Here is a 16,633-nt window from a genome sequence, read left to right as displayed (position 1 = left end):
AAAACACCGCAAAAGCAGAAGCTTCGCCCCGAGGTGGGTCTCCTACAAAAAGCGCAGATTGCGTTGCCCAATCGTCGCCCTACAGAAACGAAAAGGCCGGTCAACGACCGGCCTAGAGAGAAACGCCAACGAGCGTCAGTTAACGCTCAACTTGCCGCGATTCTTCTCCAGCGTGGCCTCCCCAATTCCCTTCACTTCCAGCAACTCATCGACCGAAGCGAAATCACCGTGCTCCTCTCGATAAACCACAATCGCCTGCGCCTTGGTCGCACCAATCCCCGCCAGCTCACGCTGCAGTGTTGCAGCATCGGCGGTGTTCAGATTGACCACGGCAACCTGCTCCACCTGAACGGCAGTCGGTTTGGCGCTTTCGGCTTTCGAGGTTTCAGCTGCGGCGGCAGCCAGAGAAAAGGAAGCGAGAACGGCGAACAGAACGGAAGATAGGCGGATTTTCAGCATGGGAAACACTCCTTTGTTTATAAAAGCGAGACAACCATGGCCTCGCTTTTCAAACTAGACGCTATCACCCAGCTGTCAAACCAAAAGCCTCAACGCTCCCGGTTCCTGAGATGAATCCAGTCAACGATCTCACCCTCCGGTACGTAGCCATGCACGGTTTCGCGAAGAAGCATTCGCACACGCGCGTAATCATCCTCATTGACCGCAGACAGTAGCTCCCGCAAGCGGGCCTTGAACTCGTCCCAAGGCAACATGTCCTCTTCCGCGCGCATGATCATAGGATGCTCGGTAGGCTTAACATCCTCACCTATCAGCAGCTCCTCGTAGAGCTTCTCACCAGGGCGCAACCCGGTGAACTCGATAGCAATATCGCCATGCGGATTACGTTCATCGCGCACACTCAGCCCAGACAGACGAATCATTTTCTCAGCAAGATCAGCGATCTTCACCGGTTCGCCCATGTCCAGCACAAATACATCGCCCCCCTGCCCTAACGAACCAGCCTGAATGACCAGCTGCGCCGCCTCGGGAATCGTCATGAAATAGCGCGTGATGTTCGGATGCGTCACCGTCACTGGCCCGCCCTGCTTGATCTGTTCCCTGAACAGCGGAATCACCGACCCAGAAGAGCCCAAAACATTACCAAAACGCACCATGGTGAAACGGGTCTTATTGAGGTGACGAACACCATGCTCATCACCGAATAACAGCGGTGCCGGCTCACGACTCAGCGCCTGTAGCACCATCTCAGCCAACCGCTTGGTGCTCCCCATCACATTGGTAGGCCGAACCGCCTTGTCGGTGGAGATGAGGACGAAGTTCGCTACGCCAGCCTTGATAGAAGCCTGCGCGGCATTGACGGTTCCCACGAGGTTATTCAGCACCCCTTCAGCAACGTTATGCTCGACCATCGGCACATGCTTGTACGCAGCAGCGTGATACACGGTGTTCACCCGCCAAGTCTGCAGAATATCGAATAAACGCTCAAAGTTACGGATAGACCCGAGAATCGGTACCAGCTTGATCGGCAGCGACTCTCGCTCGCTTCGCTGCTGCAATTCGCCATGAATACTGTAGAGATTGAACTCGCTGTGCTCGAAAAGCAGCAGCACACGAGCACCGCTCGTCAGAATCTGACGACACAACTCAGAACCGATGGAGCCGCCAGCCCCGGTCACCAAAACTACTTGGTTCTTTATGCAGCGCTGGAGGAGGTCCTGGCAAGGTGGAACGCTATCACGACCTAGAAGATCAGCAATATCTACTTCTTGTATATCCTCAACTTTTACTCGCCCACTTGCCAGATCATTAAATCCTGGCACGCTTCGCACATGCAAAGCATAACGCTCCAGCCTGTCAAGAATATGTCGTCTGCGGGCGCGCGAGATCGAAGGCATAGCGAGCAAAATCTCATCAGCCCCCGTCTCGTCGATCATTTGTGGAATGTGCTTGGGGGTATAAACACGCAGTCCGGCGATGACACGATTGGCAACCCCGGCATCGTCATCCACAAATGCCACGGGACGCATCGTTGCACTCAAGCGCAAGGCGGCTAGTAGCTGATTACCTGCAGTACCAGCACCATATATGGCTACTCGCGCCACTCCATTGCCAGAATCAACCTGCTGGCTCAGCGGATCCAGCCAATTACCGATAAAAAACTGACGCATCGCCAAGCGCAAGCCGCCCAACAGCAGGAGGCTAAGCCACCAATAATTGAAAACCATAGAGCGAGGCACTATCGCCGTAAGGCCAGCGTACCAATATACAGCAAGGGTCAATACAAGAGCCGATAAGGTAACCGCTTTGGCAATAGTGAGGAGTGCGTCGCTACCGACATAACGCATCACCGCGCGATACATCCCCATGCGAATGAATATCGGCAATGCGATAAGTGGGGCAGTGATAAACAACCAACCATGGCCGTCGAAGGGGCTAGCTGCAAAAAAGTCGCCCAACCTAACTGCGAAGGACAGCCAAAGCGCAACCCAGATCAACAGCGTGTCAGCTGCCAATTGCAAAAAACGCTTCTGCCGCCTGGGTAAAGCAATCAAAAACTCACGCACTAGTATCAACCTGAGAAGTGACTGAAAATAGAGCTGAATCATTCAATAACGATACTGAAAGATGCTGCTAAGTAAAGCTCTAATCCGATCGGCCAATTACCTTGCCATTCTCCAGCTCCGCAAGCAACTCTGTGGAGGTCATTGCCCTCATTGAATACTGCGCTCGCCCTTAGGCTTCAGCGCAGGCATTAGCCGCGATATAAGGGCAACTAGAACAGAACTCGCTCATTCAGAAATGCGCAGACATCTGGAACAGACGCCGCTCCTATACCGGTTGTTGGCGACCCGCAGTGGGGCTCTATTGAGACCAACGGTTATACAACGAACAGAATATTTTTATGTAACGACAAAAAATCGTATGCATGAATGACGCCATTTACGTACCACCGGGCCGACTCACCATCCCAGATCACTCATCGTCGTTAACTCGATCGCGCAGCTCCTTGCCCGGTTTGAAGTGCGGCACGAACTTGCCATCCAGACGCACCGACTGGCCGGTTTTGGGGTTACGCCCCACGCGCGGAGCACGATAGTGCAGCGAGAAGCTGCCAAAGCCGCGAATTTCGATGCGATCCCCCGTCGCCAGCGCCTGGGACATTTGCTCCAGCATGGTCTTGATGGCCAGCTCGACATCCTTGGAGGAGAGCTGCCCCTGATGGGTGACAATTCTTTCGATCAACTCCGACTTGGTCATGGTTTTCCCTTCTTTTTCAAGCGGCTAGAAGACTCGACGGTTCGGTTTTAGCACGCTGGTCAGCTTTTGAACAGCCTAAAAAACAATGTCTTAGCGCAATATGGGAAATAGCCGATTTCGGGTGCGAATGACGCCCCGAGCGACATGGTAGAGAAGTTGACCAGGGCTGCCGAAACAGCGCTGTTCGCGGCGAGGCGCCGCTCCTACGGGAGGACTGCGGCGTTTTTTGGTTGGTGTAGGAGCCCCGCCTCGGAGCTGTTGTGGCTCAATGATTCTGGACACCCCGATAGGGCGTTAAGCTTCGCCCAGCCATGAGGTGTTTGCGTGACCAGAAGATCATTCAGTACAGATTTCAAACTCGAAGCAGCCGGCCTGGTTCTGGACCAGGGGTACTCCATTCCCGAAGCCTGTAAGTCGATAGGCGTAGGCCCGACTGCATTGCGTCGCTGGGTAGAGCAACTGTGCAGCGAGCGTGGCGGCATTACACCACCACGCAGCAAAGCCCTGACGCCTGAGCAAAGGCGCATACAGGAACTGGAAGCCCAGGTTCGGCGCCTGGAGCGGGAGAAGGAGATCCTAAAAAAGGCTACCGCTCTCTTGATGTCGGACTCCCTCGATCAGTAGCGCTGATTGAGGCATTGGGTGAGCGGTATCCACGAGCCGAACTGTGCCGAGTGTTTGATGTGCAGCGCAGTAGCGTTTACGAAGCATGCAAACGCCGTCGCCGAGTTGATCACAGGCGAATTGCCTTGCGTCAGCTGGCTGCCGAGCTTCATGCACAAAGTCGTGGTTCCGCAGGAGCCAGAACATTGTCGGCAGCGCTGCGAATGCAGGGCGTGCAGGTTGGCCGCTTTCTGGCTGGGCGCCTGATGAAAGAAGCCAGCCAGGCTATTGAGCTCGCAATGTCGCAAGCATCGCTACCGCAAGGCCGATGGCGAAAGCGCCATTGCGGCCAACACACTGGATCGGCAATTCGCAGTAAGCGGCCCCAACCAAGTGTGGTGCGGTGATGTGACATACATCTGGGCGGGTAATCGCTGGATCTACCTGGCAGCAGTCATGGAGTTGTATGCGCGCCGCATTGTCGGTTGGGCACTGTCCAATCGACCTGACTCGCAGCTCACGACGCGCGCGTTACGCGTGGCCTACGAGTCCCGAGGTTGTCCGCAACAACTGATGTTTCACTCTGACCAAGGCTGCCACTACACCAGCATTGAGTTCCGCCAGATGCTCTGGCGCTACCGCATCAAGCAGAGCATGAGCCGCCGCGGTAACTGCTGGGACAATGCACCGATGGAGCGCTTTTTCAGAAGCCTGAAAACGGAGTGGATGCCCGAGCATGGCTATTCCAGCCAAGGACAAGCTGAGGCTGATGTGCTGCGCTACCTGACGGATTACTACAACCATCAACGACCACACAGCTACAACGGATACAGAACGCCAGCGGAAACCGAATCACTGGCCGGATAAACCTAAACCAGTGTCCAGTTTTCGTTGACCACAACAAGCGAAGCTTCTTTTGTCACTAGACTTGGCTAGGAAACATCCATGGAAGGGAGTCCGATGGACGAGAAACTGTATGCCGCTCATAAGCTTCGTAAGGGCCGATGGTCCTGTGAAGGACAAATCTATCTCGTTACGACCGTAACCAAGGATCGCGCACCGGTATTTGCCGATCTTTCTGCAGCACGCACGCTAATACAGATCATTCGTCAGGATGAGCTTCTTGGGTCACACCAAACGCTCTGCTTTGTTGTGATGCCGGATCACCTGCATTGGTTGCTGCAACTACAAAGTGAAGACCTAACGAGCCTGGTCGGGCGAGTCAAATCAATTTCAGCAAAGCGCCTCGGCAGACCTACATGGCAGAGGGGCTTTCATGATCACGCGTTACGCCAGGAAGAGGATGTTCGGAACGTGGCGCGATATGTGGTGGCGAATCCGTTAAGAGCCGGACTAGCAGAGCGTATTGGAGACTATCCGCATTGGGATGCAATTTGGATATGAATGTCCAAGTGCAATTCATGGAGCGGGCCCTGGCATGGCGGAAGAGCGCTTTTCGCGGCGGGGCGCCGCTCCTACAGGAGGATTGCGGCGTTTTTTTGATTTTATGTAAGAGCCCCGCCTCGGGGCGAAGCTTTTTCCGGCGAGCCCGGAGGAATGACCGCTGTTCGCGGCGGGGCGCCGCTCCTACAGGGGCGGCGTTGCGTGGAAGGACGCAGAAATGAAAAAGGCGACCCGAAGGTCGCCTTTTTGATGAATTACCCGAACTTAGTTCTGGTTTTCCATCTGAGCACGGATCAGATCACCAATGGTGGTCGGGCCGGTGCTTTCAACGTCTTGCTTGTTACGCAGTTCCTTCATTGCGTCCTTCTCGTCCTCGACGTCTTTCGACTTGATGGACAGGCTGATGACGCGGGACTTGCGGTCGACGCTGATGATCTTGGCTTCTACTTCGTCGCCTTCCTTCAGGACGTTGCGCGCATCTTCAACGCGGTCACGGCTGATTTCGGAGGCTTTCAGAGTGGCTTCGATTTCGTTGCCCAGGTCGATGATCGCGCCCTTGGCATCTACTTCCTTCACAACGCCGCGGACGATGGTGCCCTTGTCGTTGAGGGAAACGTAGTTGCTGAACGGATCGTCTTCCAGCTGCTTGATACCCAGGGAGATGCGCTCGCGCTCCGGGTCAACCGACAGGATGACGGTTTCCAGTTCGTCGCCCTTCTTGAAGCGACGCACGGCTTCTTCGCCGGCTTCGTTCCAGGAGATGTCGGACAGGTGAACCAGGCCGTCGATGCCGCCGTCCAGACCAATGAAGATACCGAAATCGGTGATCGACTTGATGGTGCCGGAGATCTTGTCACCCTTGTTGAACTGGCCGGAGAAGTCTTCCCACGGGTTGGTCTTGCACTGCTTGATACCCAGGGAGATACGACGACGCTCTTCGTCAATGTCCAGAACCATGACTTCCACTTCGTCGCCGACGTTGACGACCTTCGACGGGTGGATGTTTTTGTTGGTCCAGTCCATTTCGGAAACGTGCACCAGACCTTCAACGCCTTCTTCCAGCTCAGCGAAGCAGCCGTAGTCGGTCAGGTTGGTGACGCGCGCCATGACGCGGGTGTTTTCCGGGTAACGCGCCTTGATGGCAACCCACGGATCTTCGCCCAGTTGCTTCAGGCCCAGGGATACGCGGTTGCGCTCGCGATCGTACTTCAGAACCTTGACGTCGATCTCGTCGCCAACGTTGACGATCTCGGACGGATGCTTGATGCGCTTCCAAGCCATGTCGGTGATGTGCAGCAGGCCGTCTACGCCGCCCAGGTCAACGAACGCACCGTAGTCGGTGAGGTTCTTGACGATACCTTTGACTTGCTGGCCTTCCTGCAGGGATTCCAGCAGAGCTTCGCGCTCGGCGCTGTTCTCGGCTTCCAGGACGCTGCGACGGGAAACGACAACGTTGTTGCGCTTCTGGTCCAGCTTGATGACCTTGAATTCCAGCTCTTTGCCTTCCAGGTGAGTGGTATCACGCACCGGACGGACGTCAACCAGGGAACCCGGCAGGAACGCGCGGATGCCGTTGACGTCAACGGTGAAGCCGCCTTTGACCTTACCGTTGATAACGCCCTTGACCACTTCTTCAGCGTTGAACGCAGCTTCCAGAACCAGCCAGGATTCAGCGCGCTTGGCTTTCTCGCGGGACAGCTTGGTTTCACCGAAGCCATCTTCAACCGCGTCCAGCGCGACGTGGACTTCGTCACCGACCTTGATGGTCAGCTCGCCTTGTTCGTTGAAGAACTGGTCGAGCGGGATGACGCCCTCGGACTTCAGACCGGCGTGAACGGTAACCCAGTCACCGTCGATGTCGACCACGATGCCGGTGATGATGGCACCCGGCTGCATGTCGAGGGATTTCAGGCTTTCTTCAAAAAGTTCTGCAAAGCTTTCGCTCATGTTGATTCCTGTTGATCAAGGGCGGGGATTCGCCCAAACCACATTCCAGACCATGTGGGTTCGTTCATGTAAAAAGAGGCCTGCGGGACAAGGACTGGTCTCCCGCATGCCTCCTTGCGGACTTTTCGATTTAAAGCAACCGAAAGTCCTTAGCCGGCGAGATCGCGATCGGCGACCTCACGCAGAATTCGTTCAAGCACCTGCTCGATGGAAAGCTCGGTCGAATCCAGCAGGATTGCGTCAGCAGCAGGCTTGAGCGGTGCCACCGCGCGCTGGGTATCGCGCTCGTCGCGTGCCCGTATCTCATCGAGAAGACTCGCGAGATTAACATCATCGCCCTTGGCCTTCAACTGCAGGTAGCGGCGGCGTGCACGTTCCTCGGCACTGGCAGTGAGGAAAACCTTGAGCGGCGCATCGGTGAACACCACGGTGCCCATGTCCCGCCCATCAGCCACCAAGCCAGGCATTTCCTGAAACGCCCGCTGACGCTGCAGCAGCGCTTCGCGCACCGCTGGCAACGATGCAACCATGGAGGCACCCGCACCCACCTGCTCGTTGCGGATGGCATCGGTCACCTCCTCGCCTTCGAGGATGATGCGCTTGTCGATGAACTGTACGTCCAGGTGCGCCGCCAATTGCTTGAGCGCTTCCTCGTTGGTCAGATCGATGCCGTGATTGCCTGCAGCGAAGGCCAGCAGGCGATACAGCGCGCCGGAGTCGAGCAGATTCCAGCCCAGTTGCTTGGCCAGCAATGCGCAGAGGGTGCCCTTGCCCGACCCGCTCGGCCCGTCGACGGTGATTACCGGGGCGTTCATGCCTTGCCCTCTTCAGCCACATTGATCCCCACTTGCGCCGCCAGGGCGAGGAAGTTCGGGAAGGAAGTAGCGACGTTGGCACAATCATGGATACGGATCGGCGCGCTGGCGCGCAGCGAGGCGACGCTGAAGGACATGGCGATACGGTGGTCACCATGCGCCCAGACTTCGCCGCCGCCAATGGCGCCGCCCTCGATGACGATGCCGTCCGGGGTCGGCTCGGCCTTGACGCCAAGCGCAATCAGACCGTCGGCCATGACCTGGATGCGATCGGATTCCTTGACCCGAAGCTCCTCGGCGCCGCGCAGCACGGTGCGACCTTCGGCACAGGCCGCAGCTACGAACAGCACCGGGAACTCGTCGATGGCCAGGGGCACCAGGTCTTCGGGAATGTCGATGCCCTTGAGCTTGGCGGCACGTACACGAATATCGGCCACTGGCTCGCCGCCCACTTCGCGCTGATTTTCCAGGGTGATATCGCCGCCCATCAGCTTGAGGATATCGATCACTCCGGTACGGGTCGGGTTGATGCCGACGTGCTCCAGCACCAGCTCGGAACCTTCGGCGATGCTGGCCGCGACCAGGAAGAAGGCCGCCGAGGAGATGTCGGCCGGCACTTCGATGCGGGTAGCGGTCAGCTTGTGGCCGGATTCGACGCTGGCGGTACTGCCCTCGACACTGACCGGGTAACCAAAGCCGCGCAGCATGCGTTCGGTGTGATCGCGGGTCGGCGCCGGTTCGGTCACCGAGGTGCGGCCCGCAGCGTACAGGCCGGCCAGCAGCAGGCAGGATTTGACCTGGGCACTGGCCATGGGCATTTCATAATCCATGCCGGTCAGGCGCTGGCCGCCCTTGATGGTCAGCGGCGGACGGCCTTCCGGACCGGTCTCGATCACTGCGCCCATTTCACGCAGCGGCTTGGCCACGCGATTCATCGGGCGCTTGGACAGCGAAGCATCGCCGGTCAGGGTGGTGTCGAACGACTGCGCGGCGAGCAGGCCGGAGAGCAGGCGCATGGAAGTGCCGGAGTTGCCCATGTACAAGGGGCCCGCCGGAGCCTTCAGGCCCTTGAGGCCGACACCGTGAATGGTCACGCGGCCATGGTGCGGCCCTTCGATGACCACGCCCATGTCGCGGAACGCCTGCAGGGTGGCCAGGGCGTCCTCACCTTCGAGAAAGCCTTCGACCTCGGTGGTACCCTCTGCCAGCGAACCCAGCATGATTGAACGGTGCGAAATGGATTTGTCACCGGGTACGCGGATACGTCCGGACAGGCTGCTACCAGGTTTTGCCAGGAAAATCAGATCGGTCGAGTGCATAGCGTCCACATAGGCCCTGCGGGCCAGAATTTTGCTGAAGTGTTCGCGGGCCACGCGGGCGCGGGTGAATACGCCCAGCAATTGATGCCCATCCCCGGCGTCGACCGCGTCGCGCAAGGCGTCGAGATCGTCGCGAAACGTATCCAGTGTGCGCAACACGGCCTCGCGATTGGCGAGGAAGATATCGTGCCACATCACCGGATCACTGCCGGCGATCCGCGTAAAATCGCGGAAACCACCGGCGGCATAGCGAAAAATTTCCAGGTTCTCGCTGCGCTTGGCCAGCGAGTCGACCAGGGTAAAGGCCAGCAAGTGCGGCAGATGGCTGGTAGCAGCCAGCACCTGGTCGTGATGTTCGACGTCCATGGACTCGACATCTGCGCCGAGCTCACGCCAAAGGTTTTCGACCAGCGCCACAGCGGCTTCATCGCTGTGCTCGCAGGGCGTCAGAATCACCTTGTGGCGACGGAACAGCTCGGCATTGGCGGCCTCTACACCACTCTGCTCGGAACCCGCGATGGGGTGCCCCGGCACCAGGCGCACAGGCTTGCCGGCGAAAGCCAGGCGCGCGGCACGCACGACATTGCCCTTGGCGCTCCCCACATCGGTGAGCACGGCATCGCCAAGATCCAGCCCGGCCAACTGCGCAAGCACCTTCTCCATCGCCAGGATAGGCACGGCCAACTGAATGACCTCCGCCCCCTGACAGGCGGCAGCCAGGTCGCTCTCGCAACGGTCAACCACGCCCAACTGGACGGCCAGGCGACGCGATTCGGCATCCAGATCGACACCAACCACTTCCCGGCACAGGCCCCGTTTACGCAGCCCCTTGGCAAAGGACCCACCGATCAGGCCGAGACCTACCACCACCAGGCGGCCGATCTTAGGACCAGTCGATTGCACTGCAGTGACAGTCACGCGGACAGCACCGAGGCCAGAGCATCGAGGAAACGTGCATTCTCTCTCGGCAGACCGATGGAGACCCGCAGGAAGTTGGGCATGCGGTAACCGGCCATTGGCCGCACGATTACCCCTTCACGCAGCAGTGCCTGGTTGATCGCAGCGGTATCGCGGCCAAAGTCGACGGCGATGAAGTTTGCTTTGGAGGGAATCCAGCCGAGGTCCAAGGCGCGCAAGCCATCTTCCAGTTGCTGCATGCCGGCTTCGTTGAGACGACGGCTTTCGGCCAGGTAGTCGGTGTCACTCAGCGCAGCGCAGGCAGCGGCCAGAGCCAGGCTGTTGACGTTGAACGGCTGGCGTACACGATTGAGCACATCGGCGATGGCTGGCGAGCTGATCGCGTAACCGACCCGCAACGATGCCAGGCCATAGGCCTTGGAAAAGGTGCGCGAGACCAGCAGATTGGGATAGCGCGCCAGATACTCGAGGCCGTCCGGCAGTTCGTCGCCTTCGGCGTACTCGATGTATGCCTCGTCCAGCACTACCAGTACCGACTCAGGCACCTTGGCCAGGAAGGCCTCCAGTGCCTCAGGGCCGAACCAGGTCCCGGTCGGGTTGTTGGGGTTGGCGATGAACACCACGCGCGTCTTGTCGTCGATGGCCGCCAGCATGGCGTCCAGGTCGTGACCATAGTCCTTGGCCGGCACGACCTTGCCCTGCGCGCCGACCGCCTGGGTAGCGATGGGGTAAACAGCAAAGGCATAGTCGCTGAAAACGGCGTTCAGGCCAGGCGCCAGATAAGCACGAGCGACCAGTTCGAGGATGTCGTTGGAACCATTGCCCAAAGTGACTTGCGCCGCATCGACAGCGTAGCGATCAGCCAAGGCGGATTTGAGGGTGAAGCCATTGCCATCCGGGTAGCGAGTCAGCTCGTCCAGCTCGGCACGAATCGCCGCCAGTGCCTTGTCGCTGGGGCCGAGCGGATTCTCGTTGCTGGCCAGTTTGACGATACCGGCCGGATCGAGCCCCAGTTCACGAGCCAGCTCATCGACTGGCTTGCCTGGTACGTAGGGGGACAGCTTTTGTACGCCTGGCTGGGCCAGGGTCAGGAAATCGCAAGTCATTACACAACCTCATTGTCTCGACCGAGCGCCACAGGCTTTGTAGGAGCGACTTCAGTCGCGAATATCGCGGCCAAAGCCGCTCCTACAGGGGCGCGGGTTACAACACCGCCTTGGGATAGGAGCCCAGCACCTTCAGTGCCACGGCCTCCTGCGCGAGCTTTTCCAGCACATCCTTGATCAGCGGATCACGGTGGTGGCCGATGAAGTCGATGAAGAACACGTAGGTCCACTTGCCGCTGCGCGACGGACGGGTCTCGATGCGGGTCAGGTCGATGCCGTTGTTATGGAACGGCACCAGCAGTTCGTGCAGCGCGCCCGGCTTGTTACGCATGGAGACGATGATCGAGGTCTTGTCGTCGCCGGTCGGCGGCACTTCCTGACTGCCGATAATAAGGAATCGCGTGGAGTTGTCCGGGCGATCTTCGATCTTCTCGGCCAGCTTGGTCAGGCCATACAGATTGGCGGCCATATCGCCGGCGATGGCCGCGCTGTTCCATTCGCTCTTGACCCGCTTGGCGGCGTCGGCGTTGCTGGAGACCGCCACGCGCTCGACGTTCGGGTAGTGCGCGTCCAGCCACTTGCGGCACTGCGCCAGCGACTGGGCATGAGAATAGATGCGGGTGATCTTGTCGGTCTTGGTGGTCTCGCCTACCAGCAGGTGATGGTGGATGCGCAGCTCCACCTCACCACAGATCACCATGTCGTGCTCGAGGAAACTGTCCAGGGTGTGGTTGATTGCGCCTTCGGTAGAGTTTTCCACCGGCACCACGCCGAAGTTCACCGCACCGGCAGCCACCTCGCGGAACACCTCGTCGATGGCCGCCATCGGCACGCTGATCACGGCGTGGCCGAAGTGCTTCATCGCCGCGGCCTGACTGAAGGTGCCCTCGGGGCCGAGGTAGGCAACCTTCAGCGGGTTCTCCAGGGCCAGGCAGGAGGACATGATTTCGCGGAACAGCCGCGCCATCTCCTCGTTACCCAGCGGGCCCTGGTTGCGCTCCATGATGCGCTTGAGCACCTGAGCCTCGCGCTCAGGGCGGTAGAAGACCGGCGACTCGCCTTCCTTCAGTTCCTTCATTTTCACCCGCGCCACTTCTTCGGCGCAGCGCGCGCGGTCGCTGATCAGCTCGAGAATGCGCTCATCGAGATTATCGATGCGCACACGCAGCGCCTGCAGTTCCTGCTCCGACATGTCAGCCATGCTCCTTCTCGAACTCGACCATGTAGGCCACCAGCGCCTCGACCGCATCCAGGCCGACGGCGTTGTAGATGGAGGCACGCATGCCGCCGACCGAACGATGGCCCTTAAGGTTGAGCAGGCCGCGCTCATCGGCGCCAGCGAGGAAGGCCTTGTCCAGCTTTTCGTCAGCCAAACGGAACGGCACGTTCATCCAGGAGCGTGCGTTGTGAGCGATAGGGTTGCTGTAGAAATCGCTGCTGTCGATGGTCTTGTACAGCAGGTCCTTCTTGGCGCGATTGATACGCTCCATGGCCTCGACACCGCCCTGCTCCTTCAGCCACTGGAACACCAGGCCGGACAGGTACCAGGAATAGGTGGCCGGGGTGTTGTACATCGAGCCGTTATCGGCCGAGACACGATAGTCGAGCATGGTCGGGCAGGCGCTGCGGGCACGGCCGAGCAGGTCCTCACGGACGATTACCACCACCAGGCCGCTGGGGCCGATGTTCTTCTGCGCACCGGCATAGATCAGGCCGAACTGGGACACATCGATGGGCCGCGAAAGGATGTCCGAAGACATATCCACCACCAGCGGGATGTCGCCGGTCTGCGGTACCCAGTCGAACTGCAGACCGCCGATGGTTTCGTTGCTGCAGTAGTGCACGTAGGCGGCATTCTTCGACAGCTGCCAGTCGTTCTGCCCGGGAATGGCGAAATAGTCGTGTGCCTTGGCGCTGGCGGCCACATTGATGGCGCCGTAGCGACGGGCTTCCTCGATGGCCTTCTTCGACCAGATGCCAGTCTCGACGTAATCCGCCACGCCGTCCTCCGGCAGCAGGTTCAGCGGAATCTCGGCGAACTGCTGGCTCGCGCCGCCCTGCAGGAACAGCACCTTGTAGTCATTGGGCACGGCGAGCAGATCACGCAGGTCCTGCTCGGCCTGGCTGGCGATGGCCACGTAATCGTCGCTGCGATGGCTCATCTCCATCACCGACAGGCCCTTGCCCTGCCAGTCGAGCATCTCGGCCTGGGCGCGTTGCAGTACAGCGGTCGGCAGCGCGGCCGGGCCGGCGCAGAAGTTAAAAGCTCGCTTGCTCACGTCTGTCTCTCTCAGATTCACAGAACGCCACCACCAGGCGATGGCATGTCACACCGCTTGCCGATGGGTATCGCTGCGCTCAACCCATCCCGGTTTCCGAGGGAAGCGCTTTAGCGGCGACAGTCGCAGCCAAAACCCCTCCCACGGAGCCCAACTTTATTCCTCGCTGCCTTCCTCGGCGTCGGTGATCGGTGCGTCGGTGCTTTCGGCAACTTCCGCGCCCTCTTCGCCTTCCACCAGCTCGTCATCTTCTACCGGAGTCGGCTCCTGTACGCGCTCCAGGCCGACCAGGATCTCGTCCTTGGCCAGCTTGATCAGGGTCACACCCTGGGTATTACGGCCCGAGCTGGACACTTCGTCGACACGGGTACGCACCAGGGTGCCCTGGTCGGAAATCAGCATGATTTCCTCGCCGTCCTGCACCTGGATGGCGCCGACCAGCTTGCCGTTACGCTCGCTGGTGACCATGGCGATAACGCCCTGGCCGCCGCGGCCGCGACGCGGGAACTTACCCAGCCCCGTACGCTTGCCGAAGCCGCGCTCCGAAGCGGTGAGGATCTGCGCGCCGGACTCGGGGATCAACATGGAGATCAGCTGCTGATCCTTGCCCAGACGCATGCCGCGTACGCCGCGTGCGGTACGGCCCATGGTGCGCACCTTGCTCTCGGCGAAACGCAGCACCTTGCCGGCATCGGAGAACAGCATGACTTCCTTGGCACCATCGGTGATGGCAGCAGCGATCAGGGTGTCGCCCTCTTCCAGCTTCAGCGCGATCAGGCCGGCACTGCGTGGACGGCTGAACTGCACCAGCGGGGTTTTCTTCACGGTACCGAAGGCGGTAGCCATAAAAATGTATGCGCCAGTCGGTTCGGCGACGAGCTCGGGAGTTTCACCCTCGACTTCTTCGACTTCCTCGGCCTCGACCACCTCGGTGGCTTCGCCTTCGATCACCACGCCTTCATCGTCCAGGTCTTCGTCTGCACCTGCGCTCTGTTGCAGCGCTTCGAGATCGATCTGCAGCATCGCGGTGATGCGCTCACCCTCGTCCAGCGGCAGCAGGTTGACCAGCGGACGGCCGCGCGCAGTACGCGAGGCTTCCGGAATTTCGAAGGTGCGCAGCCAGTAGACCTTGCCTTTGCTGGAGAACAGCAGCAGGGTCGCGTGGCTGTTGGCCACCAGCAGGTGCTCGACGTAGTCCTCGTCCTTCACCCCGGTGGCGGATTTGCCCTTGCCACCGCGACGCTGCGCCTCGTAGGCGGCCAGCGGCTGGCTCTTGGCGTAGCCGCCGTGGGAGATAGTGACGACACGCTCTTCTTCGGTGATCAGGTCGGCAATGGTCAGGTCCTGACGCGAAGCGATAATCTCGGTACGACGCTTGTCGCCGAACTCGGCCTTGACCTTTTCCAGCTCCTCGCGGATGACTTCCATCAGACGCTCGGGACTGGTCAGGATACGGATCAGCTCGCCGATCAGAGCGAGAATTTCCTGGTACTCGGCCAGCAGCTTCTCGTGCTCCAGACCGGTCAGGCGGTGCAGACGCAGCTCCAGAATGGCCTGAGCCTGCTCCGGCGACAGGTAGTACTTGCCGTCACGCAGACCGTACTGCTCATCCAGCCCTTCCGGGCGGCAGGAGTCGGCGCCAGCGCGCTCGACCATGGCTTCCACCGCACTGGATTCCCAGGCAGTGGCGAGCAGGCGCTCCTTCGCTTCGGCCGGGGTCGGCGAGGCTTTGATCAGTTCGATCACCGGATCGATGTTGGACAGCGCCACCGCCTGACCTTCGAGGATGTGGCCACGCTCACGCGCCTTGCGCAGCTCGTAGACGGTGCGACGGGTCACCACTTCACGGCGGTGACGGACGAACACCTCGAGCATGTCCTTGAGGTTCATGGTCTTGGGCTGACCGTCAACCAGCGCCACCACGTTGATGCCAAACACGCTCTGCATCTGGGTCTGGGCGTACAGGTTGTTCAGCACCACGTCCGGCACTTCGCCGCGACGCAGTTCGATCACCACGCGCATGCCGTCCTTGTCGGACTCGTCACGCAGCTCGGTAATGCCTTCGATCTTCTTCTCTTTGACCAGCTCGGCGATCTTCTCGATCAGGCGCGCCTTGTTCAGCTGGTAAGGCAGCTCGGTGACCACCAGCTGCTGGCGACCGCCAACCTTGTCGATGTCCTCGACCTCGACGCGGGCGCGGATGTAAATGCGCCCACGGCCGGTACGATAGGCCTCGATGATCCCGGCACGGCCGTTGATGATGCCCGCAGTAGGGAAGTCCGGGCCCGGGATGTACTGCATCAGGTCATCGACGGTCAGGTCGGCGTTGTCGATCAGCGCCAGACAGCCATCGATCACCTCGGAGAGGTTGTGCGGCGGGATATTGGTGGCCATGCCCACGGCGATACCGGAAGAACCATTGACCAGCAGGTTCGGCACCTTGGTCGGCATGACAGCCGGGATCTGCTCGGTGCCGTCGTAGTTGGGCACCCAGTCGACGGTTTCCTTGTCCAGGTCGGCCAGCAGCTCATGCGCCAGCTTGGTCATGCGCACTTCGGTGTATCGCATGGCCGCGGCGTTGTCGCCGTCCACCGAACCGAAGTTGCCCTGGCCGTCGACCAGCAGGTAGCGCAGGGAGAAGTCCTGCGCCATACGCACGATGGTGTCGTATACCGCGGTGTCGCCGTGCGGGTGGTATTTACCGATCACGTCACCGACCACACGGGCGGATTTCTTGTAGGGCTTGTTCCAGTCGTTGCCCAACTCGCTCATGGCGTAGAGCACACGACGGTGGACCGGCTTCAAGCCATCGCGCGCATCCGGCAGCGCACGACCGACGATCACGCTCATTGCGTAGTCGAGGTAGGACTGTTTCAGCTCGTCTTCGATATTGACCGGGAGGATTTCTTTGGCCAGTTCGCCCATGAGAAGCCTGGTTCCTTTTTCTGGTGAAACTCCGCGTCATTCTTCCGGAACGCCATGGAGCACGTCGCGATAGCGTCAGGCCATCAGCGACTCACGAC

The 16,633-nt window shown here is 59.7% G+C and carries 11 protein-coding genes and 1 pseudogene; 2 read left to right on the top strand and 10 right to left on the bottom strand.

The genetic code is table 11. From position 1 onward, the window contains the following. Positions 1-135: 135 nt before the first annotated feature. The 3 genes from DXK50_RS11045 to ihfB form a co-directional block, all read right to left on the bottom strand. Entirely contained in the window at positions 136-459 is a 324-nt protein-coding gene (locus DXK50_RS11045; RefSeq protein ID WP_212630332.1) for a ComEA family DNA-binding protein, read from the bottom strand. An 89-nt stretch (positions 460-548) separates the two neighbouring features. Further along, on the bottom strand, positions 549-2,525 hold the full coding sequence (locus DXK50_RS11040; protein ID WP_461818753.1) for a polysaccharide biosynthesis protein: 1,977 nt from the start codon (positions 2,523-2,525) through the stop codon (positions 549-551). 409 nt (positions 2,526-2,934) lie between these two features. After that, positions 2,935-3,219 carry an integration host factor subunit beta gene (ihfB, locus tag DXK50_RS11035; protein WP_212630330.1) on the bottom strand — a complete coding sequence of 95 codons (285 nt, stop codon included), beginning with the start codon at positions 3,217-3,219 and terminating at the stop codon, positions 2,935-2,937. Between the two features lie 324 nt (positions 3,220-3,543). Between ihfB and DXK50_RS11030 the strand changes: the two are divergent. Together DXK50_RS11030 and DXK50_RS11025 are read left to right on the top strand one after the other, a co-directional pair. Then, positions 3,544-4,689: pseudogene (locus DXK50_RS11030) on the top strand (IS3 family transposase). 93 nt (positions 4,690-4,782) lie between these two features. After that, on the top strand, positions 4,783-5,226 hold the full coding sequence (locus DXK50_RS11025; RefSeq protein WP_212630329.1) for an REP-associated tyrosine transposase: 444 nt from the start codon (positions 4,783-4,785) through the stop codon (positions 5,224-5,226). Between the two features lie 264 nt (positions 5,227-5,490). On the opposite strand, the gene rpsA is transcribed toward DXK50_RS11025, so the two are convergent. The 7 genes from rpsA to gyrA all read right to left on the bottom strand — a co-directional run bounded on the left by rpsA (position 5,491) and on the right by gyrA (position 16,535). Next, positions 5,491-7,173 (bottom strand): 30S ribosomal protein S1, encoded by a 1,683-nt coding sequence (gene rpsA, locus DXK50_RS11020; protein WP_012018329.1) that lies wholly within the window; start codon positions 7,171-7,173, stop codon positions 5,491-5,493. A gap of 149 nt (positions 7,174-7,322) precedes the next feature. Then, entirely contained in the window at positions 7,323-7,988 is a 666-nt protein-coding gene (cmk, locus tag DXK50_RS11015; protein WP_161866247.1) for a (d)CMP kinase, read from the bottom strand. Then, positions 7,985-10,225: a bifunctional prephenate dehydrogenase/3-phosphoshikimate 1-carboxyvinyltransferase gene (locus DXK50_RS11010; RefSeq protein WP_212630328.1), complete on the bottom strand. Its 2,241-nt coding sequence runs from the start codon at positions 10,223-10,225 to the stop codon at positions 7,985-7,987. Before DXK50_RS11010 ends, cmk begins: the two co-directional genes overlap by 4 nt. Continuing rightward, positions 10,222-11,331 (bottom strand): histidinol-phosphate transaminase, encoded by a 1,110-nt coding sequence (gene hisC, locus DXK50_RS11005; protein WP_212630327.1) that lies wholly within the window; start codon positions 11,329-11,331, stop codon positions 10,222-10,224. The genes DXK50_RS11010 and hisC overlap by 4 nt, the downstream gene beginning before the upstream one ends. A gap of 97 nt (positions 11,332-11,428) precedes the next feature. Next, complete coding sequence (gene pheA, locus DXK50_RS11000) at positions 11,429-12,523, bottom strand: prephenate dehydratase (protein ID WP_161866250.1); 1,095 nt, start codon at positions 12,521-12,523, stop codon at positions 11,429-11,431. A 1-nt stretch (position 12,524) separates the two neighbouring features. Next, positions 12,525-13,610 carry a 3-phosphoserine/phosphohydroxythreonine transaminase gene (serC, locus tag DXK50_RS10995; RefSeq protein ID WP_212630326.1) on the bottom strand — a complete coding sequence of 362 codons (1,086 nt, stop codon included), beginning with the start codon at positions 13,608-13,610 and terminating at the stop codon, positions 12,525-12,527. Between the two features lie 156 nt (positions 13,611-13,766). Further along, positions 13,767-16,535 carry a DNA gyrase subunit A gene (gene gyrA / locus DXK50_RS10990; RefSeq protein WP_212630325.1) on the bottom strand — a complete coding sequence of 923 codons (2,769 nt, stop codon included), beginning with the start codon at positions 16,533-16,535 and terminating at the stop codon, positions 13,767-13,769. Positions 16,536-16,633: the final 98 nt, after the last annotated feature.

The organism is Pseudomonas sp. KB-10, assembly GCF_018221585.1.
Classification (GTDB): domain Bacteria; phylum Pseudomonadota; class Gammaproteobacteria; order Pseudomonadales; family Pseudomonadaceae; genus Aquipseudomonas; species Aquipseudomonas yangonensis.
Note: the sequence above shows the minus strand (reverse complement) of the source record. Positions and strands in the feature narration are given on the sequence as shown.